Raw genomic sequence first — 14,581 nt, 5'->3', positions numbered from 1 at the left:
CGAACACCAACGATCACACGGGGCGGCGGCATTCCCGCACCCCGCACGGACCGCGTCGCGACGGGGACCGTCCCGCCGGTGCCGCGCCCCCGCCGGCCGCCGCCGTCCCGCCGCGGCCTTCGGGTACGCCCCCGGCGAGCGCGCGGCGGCCGGGGACCTCCCGCCGGGGCCGGTTCAGGAGAAGACGACGCACGCGGCGGCGGGGACCTCCACCGAGCCGCCGCGCCGCGGCCGCCCGTCCAGCGGGTCCACGTCGAACCACGTCACGTCGCCGGACCACTCGTTCGCGACGTACAGCCTGCGCCCCGAGGGGTCCGCGACGAGATCGCGCGGCCAGCTCCCGCCGCACTCCGCGCTCCACACCGGCCGCGGCTTCTCCGCCCCGTCCTCCAGGGACAGCGTGGCGAGCGCGTCGGCGCCCCGCACCGCCGCCCGGAGGAACCGCCCGTCCGCCGAGACCGCGGGTACTGACGGGCAGGCCCGCGCGCCCCCGGGCCCGCCGTCGCCGTCGACGGGCACCTCCGACAGCGGTTCCAGCCGCCCGGACTCCGCCTCCCAGCGGCAGACGGTCACCTGCGGCTCCAGCTCGTGCAGGACGTACACGACCGCGCCGTCCGGGTGGAACGCCAGGTGACGCGGCCCGGACCCGGGGCGCAGCCCCACCTCCCCGCGCACGTGGAGCGACCCGTCCCGCGCGTCGAGCGCGCAGACCCGCACCGAGTCGGTCCCCAGATCCGTGGTGAGCACCCACCGGCCGCTCGGGTCGGGCAGCACCTGGTGCGCGTGCGGCCCCTCCTGCCGGTCCGGGTCCGGGCCGGAACCCCGGTGGACCAGGACGGAGGCCGGACCGGCGATGCCGCCGTCCGCCTCCAGGGGCAGGCTGCTGACGCTCCCGGACCCGTAGTTGGCGGTCAGCAGCCGGCGCCCGGCGACGCTCAGATGGGTGGGCCGGGAGCCGCCCACCGCGACCGGCCGGCCGAGCGGGGTCAGGTGCGGGCCCTCGGCCCGGAAGGCCGCGACCTCGCCGGACTCCGTCTCGCTCACCGCGTACAGCACCCCGGTGCCCCGGTCGAGCGCGAGCCACGACGGGTCGGCGGGCGCGTCGACCGCCCCGACCGGCGTCAGCGCCCCGCTCGCCGGGTCCACGGCGGCGACGGTGATGCCGCGCCCGCCCCCCGAGGTGAACGAACCGATGTACGCCCAGGAACCGCCACTCTGATCCATTGATCCCTCTTTCGTCGCATTTGCGCCTACCGGACGGGTCAACGACCCCCGCACCGCGCGAGTCACCGTTCCGGCCCCGAGCGGACCCGGAAGCCCCGTCCGCGGACGGCCCGGACGGCCGGGCCCCGCGCCGCCCGGGTGGAGGGGGCGGAGCCGTCCCCGGGCGGTCACCCCGCGGCGAGCCCGGGGTGGTGGCGCCGGGCGACCTCCGGGTGGGCCCGCAGCCACCCCTTCAGCTCGTTGCGGCCGTACTCCGCGTGCAGGGGGTTGGCGCGGTCCCGGGAGACGCCGGGCGCGTGCTCCAGATACGGGCCGGGCACGGCCTCGATCACCGCGTCCAGCCGGGGGTTGTAGAAGAACGGGACGGAGAACCGCTCCACCGCGCCGGGAGGGCTGACCACCCGGTGGTCGGTCGCCGACAGGTACCCGTCGGTCGCGATCTCCAGCAGCTCGCCCAGGTTGACGACGAACGCCCCCGGCAGCGGCGGCACGTCCAGGTAGCCGTCGCCGGACCGCACCTGCAGGCCCCCCACCCCGTCCTGGAGGAGCAGCGTCAGGAAGCCGTAGTCCTTGTGCGCGCCCACGCCCTGGCCGTCTCCCGCGGGCGCCGAGCCGGGGTAGCGGACGAGCTTGGTGTGCAGGTGGGGGCGGTCGGCGAACGCGCCGTCGAAGTGGTCGGGGGGCGCCCCGAGCGCGGTGAGCAGTTCCCGCAGCAGCCGGTGCGCGACCACGGCGAGCCGGTCCTGCCAGGCGAGGACGGCCGTGCGGAGCTCCGGCAGCGCGGCGGGCCACTGGTTGGGCCCCTCCAGCCACAGGTACGCCGGATCGTTGGGGCCCACCTCGACGGCGGGCCGCTCGGCGCCGACGTCCAACTGGTCGCGCCAGTCGGACCGGCCGCCGGTCAGCTCGCGGCCGATCCGGGTGTACCCGCGGAAGTGCGGCGAGTTCAGGTTGCCGAGCGCCAGCCGGTCCTCCTCCGGCAGGGCGAAGAACGCCCGGGTCAGCTCCATGATCCGGGCGGTCTCCCGCTCCTCGACACCGTGCCCGGTCAGATGGAGGAACCCCACGTCGCGTGCCGCGGCGAGCAGGTCGCGGTGGAACGCCCCGCGGGCCCGCGGATCGCCCGCCGCGGACAGGTCGATGACGGGGAGGTCGCGGTGGCCGGTGGCGGTCGAGGCAGGCATGGCGTGGTCGTCCGTTTCGCGTGTCACGAGGCCCTGCCACCCGGGAAGGGGGCGGAACGCGACGTGCGGAGAACGCCGGCCGGAACGCCCGGGGAGGCGCCCGCTGCAGGACCGAGGGGAGAGGGGGGAGGTCAGTCCTGGCGCGGACAGCTCATGGTCGTGACGCGCACGTAGTCCACGTGCCGGCGCATCACGAGAAGAGTCACCGGGACAGCGTAACGCGCGGCGGCCGGTACCACCCGGGGACGCCTGCCACACCCCCTCCCGGACACGCCCGCGTAACCCTTCGTCCGCCCGTCACCCGCGGATTCGGCCAACGGTGAGGAGTCTCACAAAACGCCGATTCCATTCGAAGATTCCCTCCGTCATGGGTCAAGATCCCAGACGACGACAAGCCCTCGCCGCCGTGGCGAGGCGGTCCGGGCGGACGCCGAGTCCTGCCGCCGTCCGGATCTGGTCGACGTGAAGTGGATCGGCAGGAGTGGAGGACCCAGCAGTACCGGGGCGTGCGCACGACCGCCGCCCCTCGGGGTGAAGCCGCGTCAGCGGCCGGGCAACTTCGCCTGCCCGAACCCGACAGGCCATCCTTCGCAGGCGGATGACGAAGGGTTGCGCATGACCGCGCAGAATCACGTTCCGTCCGTACTGTCCCGAACCGGTGCCGTCTCGGCCCTGACCCTCACCGCCCTCGCCGGCACGCTGCTGGCACCGGGCGCCGCCCCCGACGCGCGGGCCGCGGGCCCCGCGTACGCCACGAAGGCCCTCAACGTGGCGGCCTCGAAGAAGGGTTCCCCCTACAAGTACGGGGCCGCGGGCCCCTCCCGGTTCGACTGCTCCGGCCTCACGCTGTACGCGTACAAGCAGGCCGGCAAGACCCTGCCGCGCACCGCGCAGCAGCAGTACAACCGCACACGCCACATCTCGGCCTCCGCCCTCCACAAGGGCGACCTGGTCTTCTTCCACTCCGGCGGCCGCGTCTACCACGTCGGCGTCTACGCGGGGAACAACCGGGTCTGGCACGCCCCGAAGGCCGGTTCGGTGGTGAAGCTGGAGCGGATCTGGACCAAGAGGGTCCTCTACGGCCGCGTGCGCTGACGCCGGGCCGTCGGGCCGGGGTCCCCCCTCCGGGCGGGGACCCCGGCGGACCTGAGCCCGGTACCCGGGCCTTGCCGGGGCGGCGCGTTAAGCTCGCCGGATGGCGAAGTACTTCGATGTGCACCCCGACGACCCGCAGCGCCGCGTCATCGGCGGTGTGGCCGAGATGATCCGCTCAGGCGGCCTCGTCGCGTACCCCACGGACTCCTGCTACGCCCTGGGCTGCAAGCTGGGGAACCGCGAGGGGCTGGCGCGGATCCGCGGCATCCGCGACCTGGACGACCGCCACCACTTCACCCTCGTGTGCCGGAACTTCGCCCAGCTCGGCCAGTTCGTGCACATCGACAACGACGTGTTCCGGACGCTGAGGTCCGCGACACCGGGGCGTTACACCTTCATCCTCCCCGCGACGAGGGAGGTGCCGCGCCAGATGCAGCATCCGAGGAAGAAGACCGTCGGGGTGCGCATCCCCGACCACACGACGACCCAGGCCCTCCTCGCCGAACTGGGCGAGCCGCTGGTGTCGAGCACGCTGCTGCTGCCCGGGGAGGAGGAGCCGATGACGCAGGGCTGGGAGATCAAGGACCGGCTCGACCACGTCGTCGACGCCGTCCTCGACTCGGGCGACTGCGGTACCGCGCCGACCACCGTCGTCGACTTCTCCGGCGGCGCGCCGGAGATCGTCCGCCGGGGCGCCGGCGACCCCTCCCGCTTCGAGTAGCCGCCGGTACGGCCCGTCCCGCCGCGGGCCGTGCCGAGAAGGGCGTCAGAGCCGCTCGTGCGCGACCTCGTCGTCCCCGGGCCGCCTGCCGCGGTGCCTGCGCCGGGCCCTGAGCAACCGCATCCGGTCCAGGCGCGAGATGGCGGGCGAGGCGCTGACCCCGTGCACGACGACGGAGGTGAGGACGGTGAAGGTCACGACGGCCCAGAGCTCTCCCGCCGCGACGTGGAATCCCTCCACGCCGAGGGCGTACGCGAGGTAGAACAGCGACCCGATGCCCCGGATGCCGAAGAAGGCGGCCACGACGCGCTCCCGGGGGCCGGCGGCGGTGCCGAACTGCGCCACCCACCCGGTCAGCGGACGGACGGCGAAGAGCAGCAGCAGACCGACGAGGGCACCCCCGCCAGGTCAGCTCGGCGAGGGCGCCCTGCGCGACGAAGGCGCCGAGCAGGAAGAGCAGCCCGGCGGTCATGAGCCGTTCGATCTGCTCGACGAAGTCGTGCAGCACGGTGTGGTATCCGTGGGCGCGTTCGGCGGCCCGGATCCGGCACGCGGTGACGAACACGGCGAGGAAGCCGTACCCGTGGGCGAGTTCCGTGACCCCGTACGCGAGGAAGGTGGCGCCCAGGGCGACGAACCCGTCGCGGTGCTCGGACAGCCGCATCGACTCCCACCCGGCGCGGAAGAACAGCCAGCCGAGCAGCTTGCCCACGGCCAGCCCCGCCAGGACGCCGACGGCGCACTTGTAGACCACGTCGACCACCAGCCACCGCCCGATCCACGCGCCGGACAGCCCCGTACCGGCGGCCGCCGCCAGCGCGACCGCCGCCATGACGACGGGAAAGGCGAGGCCGTCGTTGACCCCGGCCTCGCTGGTCAGGGCGAACCGCACCTCGTCCTCGTCGTGTTCGGACTCGGTGGGCGCGCCGACCCTCACCTCGGAGGCGAGCACCGGGTCGGTGGGGGAGAGGACGGCGGCGAGCAGCAGCGCGGCGGCGGGCGGCCAGCCCGTCAGCCACCAGGCGAGCAGCGCGGTGGCCGCGACGGTCAGCGGCATCGTCACGCCCAGCAGTCGCCACGACGCCTGCCACTGCCGCCACCCGACGGGCCGGTTCAGGGCGAGCCCGGCGCCCATGAGCGAGACGATGACGCACACCTCGGTGAGGTGCTCGACCCACACCCGGTCGCCCACCGGATCGATCTCGGGCAGCGGCAGCGGCGACGCCTGGAGGGCCATTCCGCACAGCAGGAAGACGAGCGGCATGGACAGCGGCCGCCCGGCCACGAGCCGCGGCAGCACGGCGGCCGCGAGCGCACCGGCCCCGAACAGCGCGAAGAAGAAGTCACCCGAGCTCACCGCAGACGTGTGCCCCCGGCGCCCCACCGGTACGCCCCCCCACCCGGGCGACGCACGAGCGCGCTCCCGACCCGGAGCACCCGGGCGGCACGCGGGTCCGCCCCACCGGGGCGCGGCCGCACCCCGCCCGGAGACGCGGGCCCACCCTCCCGCTCCCGCCCACCGCGCGAAGCGGATCCCGCCCGGACGCGCACACGTGATCGAATTGAGTACCGGTACTCAGTCCCCGCCCCGACCCGGTCGCCGACGATGGCGACCGACACCGCCGCAACCGGGAGACCCGCATGCTCAGCCGCCTCGCCCACGCCCTGGTACCCGTTTTCGGGCGCCTGTCGGTGACCGCCGACCGGGACGCGGAGTTCCCGCCGGGCAGCGTCATCGCCCCCAACCACACCTCGCTCGCCGACCCCGCCGTCGTGCTCGCCGCACTGCGCCGCCTCGGCGTCCGGCCGGTCGTCATGGCGGCGGCGGGACTGTGGGGGGTCCCCCTGCTCGGACACGCCCTCGCCCGCGAGGGGCACATCCCCGTGCACCGGGGCGGCCGCCGCGCGGCGCGCGCACTCGACCTGGCGGAGGACGCCCTCGCCCGGGGCAGGTCCGTTCTCATCTACCCCGAAGGGGGGATCCACGCGTACGGGGAGGGCGCCGAGACCGCACCGGGCCCCTTCCGCAGCGGCCTGTCCCGCCTGGTGGAGCGGACCGGCGCGCCGGTCGTCCCCGTGGGGCAGGCGGGGGCCCGGCGGGTCATGTCCGGCGGCGCGGCCGGGCAGGTGGCGGGCGTCCTCACCGCGCCGCTCCGCCGCCCCGCCCTCCACGTCCACGTGGGCGCACCGCTGACCCCGGCCGGCGACCGCGCCGCGAACACCGCCCGGGCGCACGCGGCGGTGACGGCCGCCTGGCGGACGGCGACCGCCCACCTCGACCGGTCACCGGCCCTCACCGTGTGACGTGCCCGCCCCGGCCCGCGACCGCGCCCGGCGTCCACCGGCCGTACCCGGCCGCCCGCCCGCCGCGCGCGCCGGGCCCGGGCGACCGGAGGGGGCGGCCCCGCCACCGGAACGCGCCGCCGGCGGGGCCGGGTGGCCGGCACCGGTCGGGGAGGCCGGCGCGCGGGCTCGGACCGCACCCCCGGCGCCCCGATCGGTACGGGTACGCGGCCCGGGACCGGGAGACGGCCGCCTCCGCCGCCCGGGGGTCCCTCCGGCCCTCGGACCGGGCGGGTCACGCCCGGGGGTCGCGGGCGTCGTAGCGGAGGAAGCCGGGACGGGCGAGGGTGAGGAGCCCCACGGCCACCACGCACGCAGCGCCCCCGGCGACCACGGCGGCGGTCGGCGAGAAGAGGTCGCCGGCGGTTCCGGCCAGGAAGTCGCCGGCCCGGGGGCCGCCCGCGACCACGATGATGAAGACGCCCTGGAGGCGGCCGCGCATCTCGTCGGGGACGGCCGTCTGGAGCACGGTGGACCGGAAGACCATCGAGACGGTGTCCGCGCAGCCGGCGACGGCGAGGAAGACCAGGCCCAGCCACAGGTGGCGGGTCAGGCCGAACACGGCGACCGCGGCCCCCCACGCGGCGACGGCCAGGGTGATGGCCAGGCCGTGGCGGTGGATCCGGCCCAGCCAGCCGGAGAAGACGCCGCCGAGGAGGGCGCCGACGGCGGGCGCGGCGACGAGCAGGCCGGTCGTCCGGGCGTCGCCCCCGTACGACAGCACCGCCAGCGCCGGGAACAGCGCCCGCGGATGGGCGAGGATCATCGCGCAGAAGTCGGTGTAGAACGTCATGCGCACGTTCGGGCGGGTGGCCAGGAACCGCAACCCCTCCAGGACGGAGGGCCGCTTCGCCCCCCGGCGCGCAGCGGCGGCATCGCGGGCAGCCGCCACATCGCGTAGAGGGCGGCGCCGAAGGCGACGGCGTCGATCAGGTAGGCCGCCTCGTACCCCCACGCCCCGACGACCAGTCCGCCCAGCATGGGGCCGACGAGGGCCCCGGAGGTCGTGGTCATCGACGACAGGGCGTTGGCCGCCGGGAGCTGCTCCTTCGGCAGGAGGCGGGGGATCATCGCGCTGCGGGCGGGGGCGTTGACGGCGGCGCAGACCGCCTGCAGCGCCACCACCGCGTAGAGGAACCACACCCGGTGGAAGCCGGCGAGGGTGCCGGCGGCCAGGACCACGGAGAGCCCGGCCAGCCCGGCCGCACTGGCCAGGCCGAGGCGCCGGCGGTCGACCGCGTCCGCCACGGCGCCCCCGTACAGGCCGAACGCGACGAGGGGGACGAGCGAGAACAGGCCGACGAGGCCCACGGAGAAGCTCGACCCCGTCAGTTCGTACACGTGGAGGGAGATCGCGAGGGTGGTCATCCCCTGGCCGGTCCAGGAGATCGTGTTGCCCACCCACAGGCGGCGGTAGTCCGCGCTGGTGCGCAACGGGGTCAGGTCGGCGAGTACGCGCCGCCGCCGCGGGGCCGTCGGGGCCGGGGGACCGTCGGCCTTGCCGGCGGTTCCGGTTCCGGAGATCCCGCTCACCGCGGGGCCCACGGGGCGCGGGGGAGGACAGGGTGGGGTCGCATGAGCTGAAGTATAGGAGCGGCGTGGGTTTCGACCCTTACGGAGTGGCCCTCGGCCCACCGGGGGCACACCCGGGCCTGCGGGACGCGCGGCCCCACCGGCGGTGTCGGAGCGGGAGGCGGAGGCGGTTCGGCGTCCTCCCCGGCCCCGGGCCGCCCCGCCCCCCGCGCACGGGGAACCGCGGACGGGAAGCACACGGCGTCGCACCTGAACGCGGCCCCGCCCCCCTCGTGCACGGAGGCCGTGCGGCGGCCCCCGGCCGGGCACCGCCGCAGGCCGCCCCGCCCCTCGGGTACGGGGACCGCGCCCCGTCCCGGGACCGCGCACCGGGTCGCGCCGCGCCGGGCGGAGCCGTTCCGGCGGTCCCCGCGCGGCCCGGGGCCGCCGTTCCCGCGCCCGTACGATGTGGCGCGCGGGGACGGCGGCCGCCGGACGCGGCGGCGCCGCCGCGGAGACACGGAGGAGACGCTGTGCTGCATCTACGGGTCATCGTGCCGGCCGACCGGACCGACGACGTCGTACGGCTCGTGGAGGGGACGGTCGGCTGCGCGCACCTCGCGGTGCTGCCGGGTGCGGCCCGCAGTCCCGCGGGCGACGTGGTCATGTTCGACGTGGCGCGCGAGGCCGGCGACGGGCTGATCGCCGAACTGCGGGCGAGGGGGCTCGGCGAGGACGGCGCCATCGCGGTCGAGAACGTCGACCTGCTCCTGTCGAAACGGGCCGACGAGGCGGAGAGGGAGACTCCGGGCGAGGCCGCGGACGCGGTGCTGTGGGAGCACCTGGCCGAAGCGACGCACGAGGAGTCCACGCTCTCCGTCACCTACATCGCGTTCCTGGCGCTGGCAACGATGATCGCCGCGTGCGGTGTGGTGCTGGACAACGCGATCCTGATCGTGGGCGCGATGGCGGTCGGACCGGAGTTCGGGCCGCTCGCCGGGGTCTGCACGGCACTGGTGCAACGCACCCCGCGGCTGGCGTGGCGGTCGATGGCGGCCCTCTTCGTCGGTTTCGCCGCGGCCATGGTGATCACGGTGCTGTTCACCCTCCTCATGGACGCCGCCGGGCTGTTCTCCGCGGAGCGGCTGGGTGGCGAGCGGCCGAACACGGGCTTCATCTACGCCCCGGACCGGTTCTCCTTCGTCGTCGCCGTGCTGGCGGGCGTCGCGGGGACGCTGTCGCTGACGTCGGCGAAGTCGGGCGCACTGGTCGGCGTGGCGATCTCGGTGACGACCGTCCCGGCGGCGGCGAACGCGGCGGTCGCGCTGGCGTACGGGGAGTTCGGCCAGACCCGGGGGTCGACCGAGCAGTTGCTGCTCAACCTGCTCGGCATCGTCGTCGCCGGCACGCTGACCCTGTTCGTCCAGAAGACGCTCTGGGCGCGGCGTCGGCGCGCGGCGCGTCCGTCCCGTCCGTAGCGGGCCGCACCCGGCGGAGAGGCGCCGACCGCGCCGGGCCGGTACGCCGGCGGCCCGCCGCGGACGGCCTTCCGGGCCGTGGGGCTTCCGGCCGGGCGGCACGCCGAAGGGGCCCGGCCGGGGACACGCCCGGCCGGGCCCCGTCTCCCGGCGCCGCCCCGTGTGAGGGGGCGGCGCCGGACGGGTGACTCAGAGGGAGGACTTGAACAGCAGGCGGTTGGGGGTGCCGCTGTAGTTGCCGCTGATCACGTTGGCGGTGCTGTTGCTGACCAGCCAGTTGTTGACGGTGGCGCTGGAGGCGTCGCCGTAGGCCGACTTGTACAGGGCCGCCACACCGGCGACGTGCGGGGAGGCCATCGAGGTGCCGCTCATCGTCGTGGAGCCGCCACCGGGGCGGGCGGAGGTGATGTCCACTCCGGGGGCGTACAGGTCGGTGCAGGTGCCGTAGTTGCTGAAGCTCGCCTTGCGGTCCGAGGAGTCCGACGCGGCGACCGAGATGACGCTCGAGGCGCTGGCCGGGGAGACCCTGCAGGCGTCCTGGTTCTCGTTGCCCGCCGCGACGGCCAGGTGGACGCCGGAGTTGGCCAGGGCGGCCGCGGCGTTGTTCAGGGCCTCGGAGTAGCCGCCGCCCAGGGAGGCGTTGGCCACGGCCGGCTTGACGGCGTTCTGCCGGACCCAGTCGAAGCCCGCGATGATGCCGGAGAACGAACCGGAGCCCTGGCAGTCGAGCACGCGCACGCCGCGCAGCTGCACGCCCTTGGCCACGCCGTACGTGGCGCCGCCGACGGTGCCGGCGACGTGGGTGCCGTGGCCGTTGCAGTCCTGGCCGTTGCCGCCGAAGGCGTCGAAGACGTTGCGGGCGCGGCCGCCGAAGTCGGTGTGGGCGGTGGCGATGCCCGTGTCGATGATGTACGCGGTCACGCCCGCGCCGTTGCGGGCGTAGGTGTACGTGCCGTTGCGCCCGCTGCGCTGGTCTATGCGGTCCAGGCCCCAGGGGGCGTTGGTCTGCGTGGCCGCGGCGCCGACCTTCTGGTCCTCCTCGATGGACAGGACGCGCGAGTCGCGCCGCAGCGCCTCCAGCTGGCCGGCGCTCAGGTCCGCGGCGAAGCCGTTGAGGACCTCCTCGAACACGTGCCGGGTCTTGACCGACTTGGCCTTGGCGAGACCGGCGGGGTCGGCGCCGGCCTTGAGGGTCACGATGTAGCGGCCCTTGATCTCCGTGGCGGCGGGAGCCTCCGCCACCTTCACCAGCGGGGCGGGCGCCGGCTCGGCCGCGGAGGCGGCGGTGCCGACGGCGGGGACGAGGCCCAGGGGGAGGGCCAGGACGAGCGCGCCTATGTGGGTTCTACGCATGGGGAAGCGAACACCTCATCGTTTTTCCGGCGGGACCGCTGTCCCGGCCGGTGTGGGGGGCGTGCCGCCGGGCCACAGGGGCACCCGGGGTGACCCGATCGGTTGGGGATGGCGGCACGCGGGGGTGGAACGGTGCGACGCGACGACGGGCGCCGCGCGACCGCGGTGCGGTGCGGCTGCGGGCGTGTCGAGGATCCGCCCGCACCGGTCCTCCCGTTCCTCGCGGCGGGACGGCCGGTGCACACCGCGGCCACGGACGCGGGGCGGGGTCGCCGCCCGGCGGGTCCGAGGCGAATTCCTGGTGCGGCGAAAACATATCGACGCGGTGATCCGTTCGCCACGGCCGAATCAGGCGTGACCGCCGGCGGACACGGAGGAGGCGGGGAGGTGTCCGTCCGTGGTCAAAGCGCGGTCGGCGGACCTATGGTCGTGCCCATGCGACCGAAGCCCCCCCACCAGCCTCCCGAAGGGCCACCCGCAGTGCCGGAGTGCGCGTCGGACGCGTACCGGAGAGAGCCGGCCGACGAGCACCGCAGGATCCTGGCCGCGGCCCGGGCCGCCTACGAGACGCTCACCCGGCGGACGGAGCCGTCCTCCGGGCCACCCGCCTCCGGGGCCGGTGCGCAGGGGCCGCCGCCCGGGGACCCCGGAGCGCTGCCCGGGGACGTACGCCGCTGGCTCACCGAGCGGAGGCTGCTCGACGAGGCGTGCCGGCAGGTGCGGTCGCCCCAGCGGGCCCTGCACGAGCTGCTCGACGAGCACCGGTCGCGAATCGACCGGTACCGGGAGGAGCTCCACCGGGGCCTGGAAGCCGTAGACGACGTCCTGAGGCTGATCCCGGTCATGACGCCCTTCGGACGGGAGATCGTGGAGGCGGAGTTCTTCGACGACCGCACCAGGCTGCGCAAGCGGATGGAAGACCTGGACACGCTGTGCCGGGAGCAGCTCCTCGGCATGCGCACGGGCTTCCCCGCCCGGGAGGTGCTGGAGGAGAGTCTCGAGAGCGACCTGCGGCTGCTGGAACGGGGGATCGACCTGCGCCTGCTGGTGGCAGCCCGGGCCATGCGGCGCACCGGCGTCACGCGGTACGTCTCCGCCCTGGTGGACCACGGCGCCCGGGTGCGCGTGGTCCCCACCGCCCCCTCCACCTGAACGTCTTCGACCGGTCCGTGACCGTCATGGCCCTCGGGTCCGCGGACGGGCGGGGCGGACCCTCGGGCGACGTCATCCTGCACAGCGCACGGCTCGCCGATTCCTTCGTCCAGGTGTTCGATCACCACTGGGCCACCGGCCACTCGGCGGTCTCCGCGAGGTGCCCCGGAACCGGTGGCGCGCCGGAGGACTACTCGCCGAGGGAGCGCGAAGTGCTGGCCCTGCTCGCCGCCGGGGCGAAGGACGAGGCGATCGCCCGCAGGCTGGGCTGCTCGGAGCGCACCCTGCGCCGCCTGCTGACCTCGCTGGTGGCCAAGCTCGGCGCCGACAGCCGCTTCGCGGCGGGGGTGCGGGCGGTCCGGTTGGGCCTCCTCGACTGAGGCCCGGGGTCGCGGGACCGGACCGGTCCGCCGTGCCGGGGAACGAAGGGGTGTGAGGAGGCGAACACCGGGTAGACGGGGGTTCGTCAACGGGGGAGTGAGGACGGACATGGTGAAATCGGCACACGGTGCCCAGGAACGTACGGCGCCGGCGACGCACCCGGTGGAGACGATCGTCGCCCTGGAGGGCGGCACCGCCTGCATCGCGCAGGGGCGCGACGCCGCGGCGGAGTTCCTCACCCGGGTCCAGGGCGAGCACGGCCTGCCCGTTTCGTCGCGTGCGATGCACCTGACGCAGTTGGTGGTGAGCGAGCTGGTCACCAACGCCTGCAAGTACGCACCCGGGCCCGCGCTCCTGGAACTGCGGGTGGCGGGGGACGCGGTGGAGGCGACGGTGTGGGACAGCGATCCGGTGCTGCCCGTGGCCCGTGCCGCCGATCCGGGCAGGGTCGGGCAGCACGGGCTGGAGATCGTCATGGCGGTCGCCCAGGGCTTCGAGGTCCGGCGCGAGCCGATCGGCAAGCGGATCACCGTGCGCATCGCCCTGCCCGACGATCCCGGAGGGGACGTCTCCGGGCGGAACCCGCAGTAGGCCCCTCCGGCGCCCGGCCCGCCGGGGCCGCCGCGTGCGACGGCCCCCGCGGTACCGGCGCCCCCGCGATCGACGGCGCCGGCACCGGTGCCGACGCCTGCTCCGCAGCCCCGCGTGACGACCGTCGTCCGTCGCACCGACCCGGATCGGCGCAGGGCCGCGTCCTGCCCGTACCCCTGACGTCGGCACCGGTCCGGTGCGGCGCCGGGACGCTGGAGGCCGCAGGGGAGGACGGTCCCTCCCGCCCCCGGTCGCAGGCGGGAGCGCGCCCGGACCGGTACGCGCTCCCCGCGGCGGGCGCCCACGGCACGCCGAGAGCCCCCGGCGCCGGGCCGGGGGCTCTCGATGGGGGAGGGTGCCGGCGCGCCGCGCCGGCACCCCTCAGAACCGACCGCCCGTCAGCCGGGTGACGGGACCGTGGGCGCGCAGGACGGACCTGCGTCCGCCGGCGTAGGCCCCGACCGCCACGGCCGTCGCCGCCGCCGCGACGCCGCCCGCGGTGACCGCGTTGGCCCTCAGGACGCCCAGCGCCGGTACCGCCGCCTTGCGCCACACGACGCCGACCTTGGAGGTCAGCGCCTGAGCGGAGCCCGTGAGGGTGCTCGCCGTCTCCTCGCGGGCCTCCCCGGAGCGGTCGCCGGCGGACCGGGTCGCGCGGCGGACCGCCCCGGCGGCCGCGCCCCCGGCCTTCCCGCCGGCCGACTTCGCGCCGGTGCCCGTGGCCGTGCCCTTGCTCTTGTTCTCGTCCGTTTCGCTCATGGGGTGCGCGTAACCCGTCTTCCGCCGCGAAAACCGTTGGAGGCCGGGTGGCTTGAACGAGCCGCGCCGTGCGTGGCGGACACCCCGCCGGCCGCCGGCCCCCCGCGGCCGGCGGGATCCGCACGCCCCGGCGGCCGTCTCCCGGGAGCGCCCCGCCGCGACGCATCCGCCGCTCCCCCCGTACGGACGGAACCGTGCGCCCCTCCGTCACGACCGCACGGACTTCCCTCCACTGTCGTGGAGCCTTCCCGGCCAGTCGTCCGCGGCTCCCGCGGGGCGGTCGGTGCCGGGTCCGCCGCGTCGCGGGCGTCAGGGGCGCCCCTCCTGCGGCCCGCGGAGGGCTTCGGAGGGCTTCGGAGGGCTTCGGCCCCGGACCGTCCGCGGGCGCCGTCCGCGGGGAGTGGGCCGTGTGGAGGAGGGGAGCGCCCGTTCGGGTCGTGGGCGGGCGGATGCCCGCGGCGATGCGAAGACGTCTCGGGCGCCCTGTGAAGGGGCTCTTCCGGGCTGCCCCGCCCGCCCGGCGTGTCCACCTCTGACCTGGCCTCCGGCCCCCACCACACCGTGGAAGCCCCCCGCCCCGCCCCTCCCGGACTCCCCGGCTCGCACCGCTCGAAGCGTCCGTCGCGGTGCGGCGGACGCCACCGGCGACGCGTCCGCCGGTACCGGTCCGCCGGCGACGCGACCGCGAGAGGAAGGGAGTTGCTCTCTGGTGATGAGCGTTTTCGCGGTGTAGCGTCGTGGTCAGATGTCGTGGTTCGCAGTTCCTGCCCACGCTGAGGCGTGGGCTT

General features: G+C 75.7%; 11 protein-coding genes and 2 pseudogenes. 7 read left to right on the top strand and 6 right to left on the bottom strand.

What is annotated here, in order from left to right:
* Positions 1–174 precede the first annotated feature (174 nt).
* Together LUW75_RS00685 and LUW75_RS00680 are read right to left on the bottom strand one after the other, a co-directional pair.
* Positions 175–1,224, bottom strand: coding sequence for a lactonase family protein (locus LUW75_RS00685; RefSeq protein WP_250333870.1), 1,050 nt, complete (start codon positions 1,222–1,224; stop codon positions 175–177).
* A gap of 167 nt (positions 1,225–1,391) precedes the next feature.
* Positions 1,392–2,408, bottom strand: a complete 1,017-nt coding sequence (locus tag LUW75_RS00680) for an isopenicillin N synthase family dioxygenase (RefSeq protein ID WP_250333869.1) — start codon at positions 2,406–2,408, stop codon at positions 1,392–1,394.
* A 615-nt stretch (positions 2,409–3,023) separates the two neighbouring features.
* Between LUW75_RS00680 and LUW75_RS00675 the strand changes: the two genes are divergently transcribed.
* Together LUW75_RS00675 and LUW75_RS00670 are read left to right on the top strand one after the other, a co-directional pair.
* Positions 3,024–3,503 carry a C40 family peptidase gene (locus LUW75_RS00675; protein ID WP_250333868.1) on the top strand — a complete coding sequence of 160 codons (480 nt, stop codon included), beginning with the start codon at positions 3,024–3,026 and terminating at the stop codon, positions 3,501–3,503.
* A gap of 100 nt (positions 3,504–3,603) precedes the next feature.
* Positions 3,604–4,224, top strand: a complete 621-nt coding sequence (locus tag LUW75_RS00670; protein ID WP_250333867.1) for an L-threonylcarbamoyladenylate synthase — start codon at positions 3,604–3,606, stop codon at positions 4,222–4,224.
* Positions 4,225–4,269: 45 nt separating this feature from the next.
* On the opposite strand, the pseudogene LUW75_RS00665 reads toward LUW75_RS00670, so the two are convergent.
* Positions 4,270–5,581, bottom strand: a pseudogene (locus LUW75_RS00665) (cation:proton antiporter).
* 284 nt (positions 5,582–5,865) lie between these two features.
* On the opposite strand from LUW75_RS00665, the gene LUW75_RS00660 reads away from it, so the two are divergent.
* Positions 5,866–6,528, top strand: coding sequence for a lysophospholipid acyltransferase family protein (locus tag LUW75_RS00660; protein ID WP_250333866.1), 663 nt, complete (start codon positions 5,866–5,868; stop codon positions 6,526–6,528).
* 274 nt (positions 6,529–6,802) lie between these two features.
* On the opposite strand, the pseudogene LUW75_RS00655 reads toward LUW75_RS00660, so the two are convergent.
* Positions 6,803–8,091, bottom strand: a pseudogene (locus LUW75_RS00655) (MFS transporter).
* A gap of 521 nt (positions 8,092–8,612) precedes the next feature.
* Here LUW75_RS00655 and LUW75_RS00650 point away from each other — a divergent pair.
* Entirely contained in the window at positions 8,613–9,557 is a 945-nt protein-coding gene (locus LUW75_RS00650; protein ID WP_250333865.1) for a DUF389 domain-containing protein, read from the top strand.
* A gap of 189 nt (positions 9,558–9,746) precedes the next feature.
* Here the strand turns inward: LUW75_RS00650 and LUW75_RS00645 are convergent, their stop codons facing one another.
* Positions 9,747–10,910, bottom strand: coding sequence for a S8 family peptidase (locus tag LUW75_RS00645; RefSeq protein WP_250333864.1), 1,164 nt, complete (start codon positions 10,908–10,910; stop codon positions 9,747–9,749).
* A 435-nt stretch (positions 10,911–11,345) separates the two neighbouring features.
* Between LUW75_RS00645 and LUW75_RS00640 the strand changes: the two genes are divergently transcribed.
* The 3 genes from LUW75_RS00640 (at position 11,346) to LUW75_RS00630 (ending at position 13,034) form a co-directional block, all read left to right on the top strand.
* On the top strand, positions 11,346–12,062 hold the full coding sequence (locus tag LUW75_RS00640; protein ID WP_250333863.1) for a hypothetical protein: 717 nt from the start codon (positions 11,346–11,348) through the stop codon (positions 12,060–12,062).
* A gap of 26 nt (positions 12,063–12,088) precedes the next feature.
* Positions 12,089–12,442 (top strand): helix-turn-helix domain-containing protein, encoded by a 354-nt coding sequence (locus tag LUW75_RS00635; RefSeq protein WP_250333862.1) that lies wholly within the window; start codon positions 12,089–12,091, stop codon positions 12,440–12,442.
* Between the two features lie 109 nt (positions 12,443–12,551).
* Positions 12,552–13,034 (top strand): ATP-binding protein, encoded by a 483-nt coding sequence (locus LUW75_RS00630; protein ID WP_250333861.1) that lies wholly within the window; start codon positions 12,552–12,554, stop codon positions 13,032–13,034.
* 381 nt (positions 13,035–13,415) lie between these two features.
* Here LUW75_RS00630 and LUW75_RS00625 read toward each other — a convergent pair whose 3' ends face one another.
* The gene (locus LUW75_RS00625; RefSeq protein ID WP_250333860.1) at positions 13,416–13,793 is read right to left on the bottom strand and encodes a hypothetical protein; all 378 of its coding nucleotides are present in this window, start codon (positions 13,791–13,793) and stop codon (positions 13,416–13,418) included.
* Positions 13,794–14,581: the final 788 nt, after the last annotated feature.

It is taken from the genome of Streptomyces sp. MRC013, from assembly GCF_023614235.1.
GTDB lineage: Bacteria > Actinomycetota > Actinomycetes > Streptomycetales > Streptomycetaceae > Streptomyces.
This window is presented reverse-complemented; position numbering and strand designations above follow the sequence as displayed.

Bases quoted from the DNA above. Each gene is read 5' to 3' on its own strand.
- LUW75_RS00660 (WP_250333866.1), top strand. From the start codon at position 5,866: ATGCTCAGCCGCCTCGCCCACGCCCTGGTACCCGTTTTCGGGCGCCTG.
- LUW75_RS00625 (WP_250333860.1), bottom strand. From the start codon at position 13,793: ATGAGCGAAACGGACGAGAACAAGAGCAAGGGCACGGCCACGGGCACC.
- LUW75_RS00640 (WP_250333863.1), top strand. From the start codon at position 11,346: ATGCGACCGAAGCCCCCCCACCAGCCTCCCGAAGGGCCACCCGCAGTG.
- LUW75_RS00680 (WP_250333869.1), bottom strand. From the start codon at position 2,408: ATGCCTGCCTCGACCGCCACCGGCCACCGCGACCTCCCCGTCATCGAC.
- LUW75_RS00670 (WP_250333867.1), top strand. From the start codon at position 3,604: ATGGCGAAGTACTTCGATGTGCACCCCGACGACCCGCAGCGCCGCGTC.
- LUW75_RS00635 (WP_250333862.1), top strand. From the start codon at position 12,089: ATGGCCCTCGGGTCCGCGGACGGGCGGGGCGGACCCTCGGGCGACGTC.
- LUW75_RS00645 (WP_250333864.1), bottom strand. From the start codon at position 10,910: ATGCGTAGAACCCACATAGGCGCGCTCGTCCTGGCCCTCCCCCTGGGC.
- LUW75_RS00675 (WP_250333868.1), top strand. From the start codon at position 3,024: ATGACCGCGCAGAATCACGTTCCGTCCGTACTGTCCCGAACCGGTGCC.
- LUW75_RS00685 (WP_250333870.1), bottom strand. From the start codon at position 1,224: ATGGATCAGAGTGGCGGTTCCTGGGCGTACATCGGTTCGTTCACCTCG.
- LUW75_RS00630 (WP_250333861.1), top strand. From the start codon at position 12,552: ATGGTGAAATCGGCACACGGTGCCCAGGAACGTACGGCGCCGGCGACG.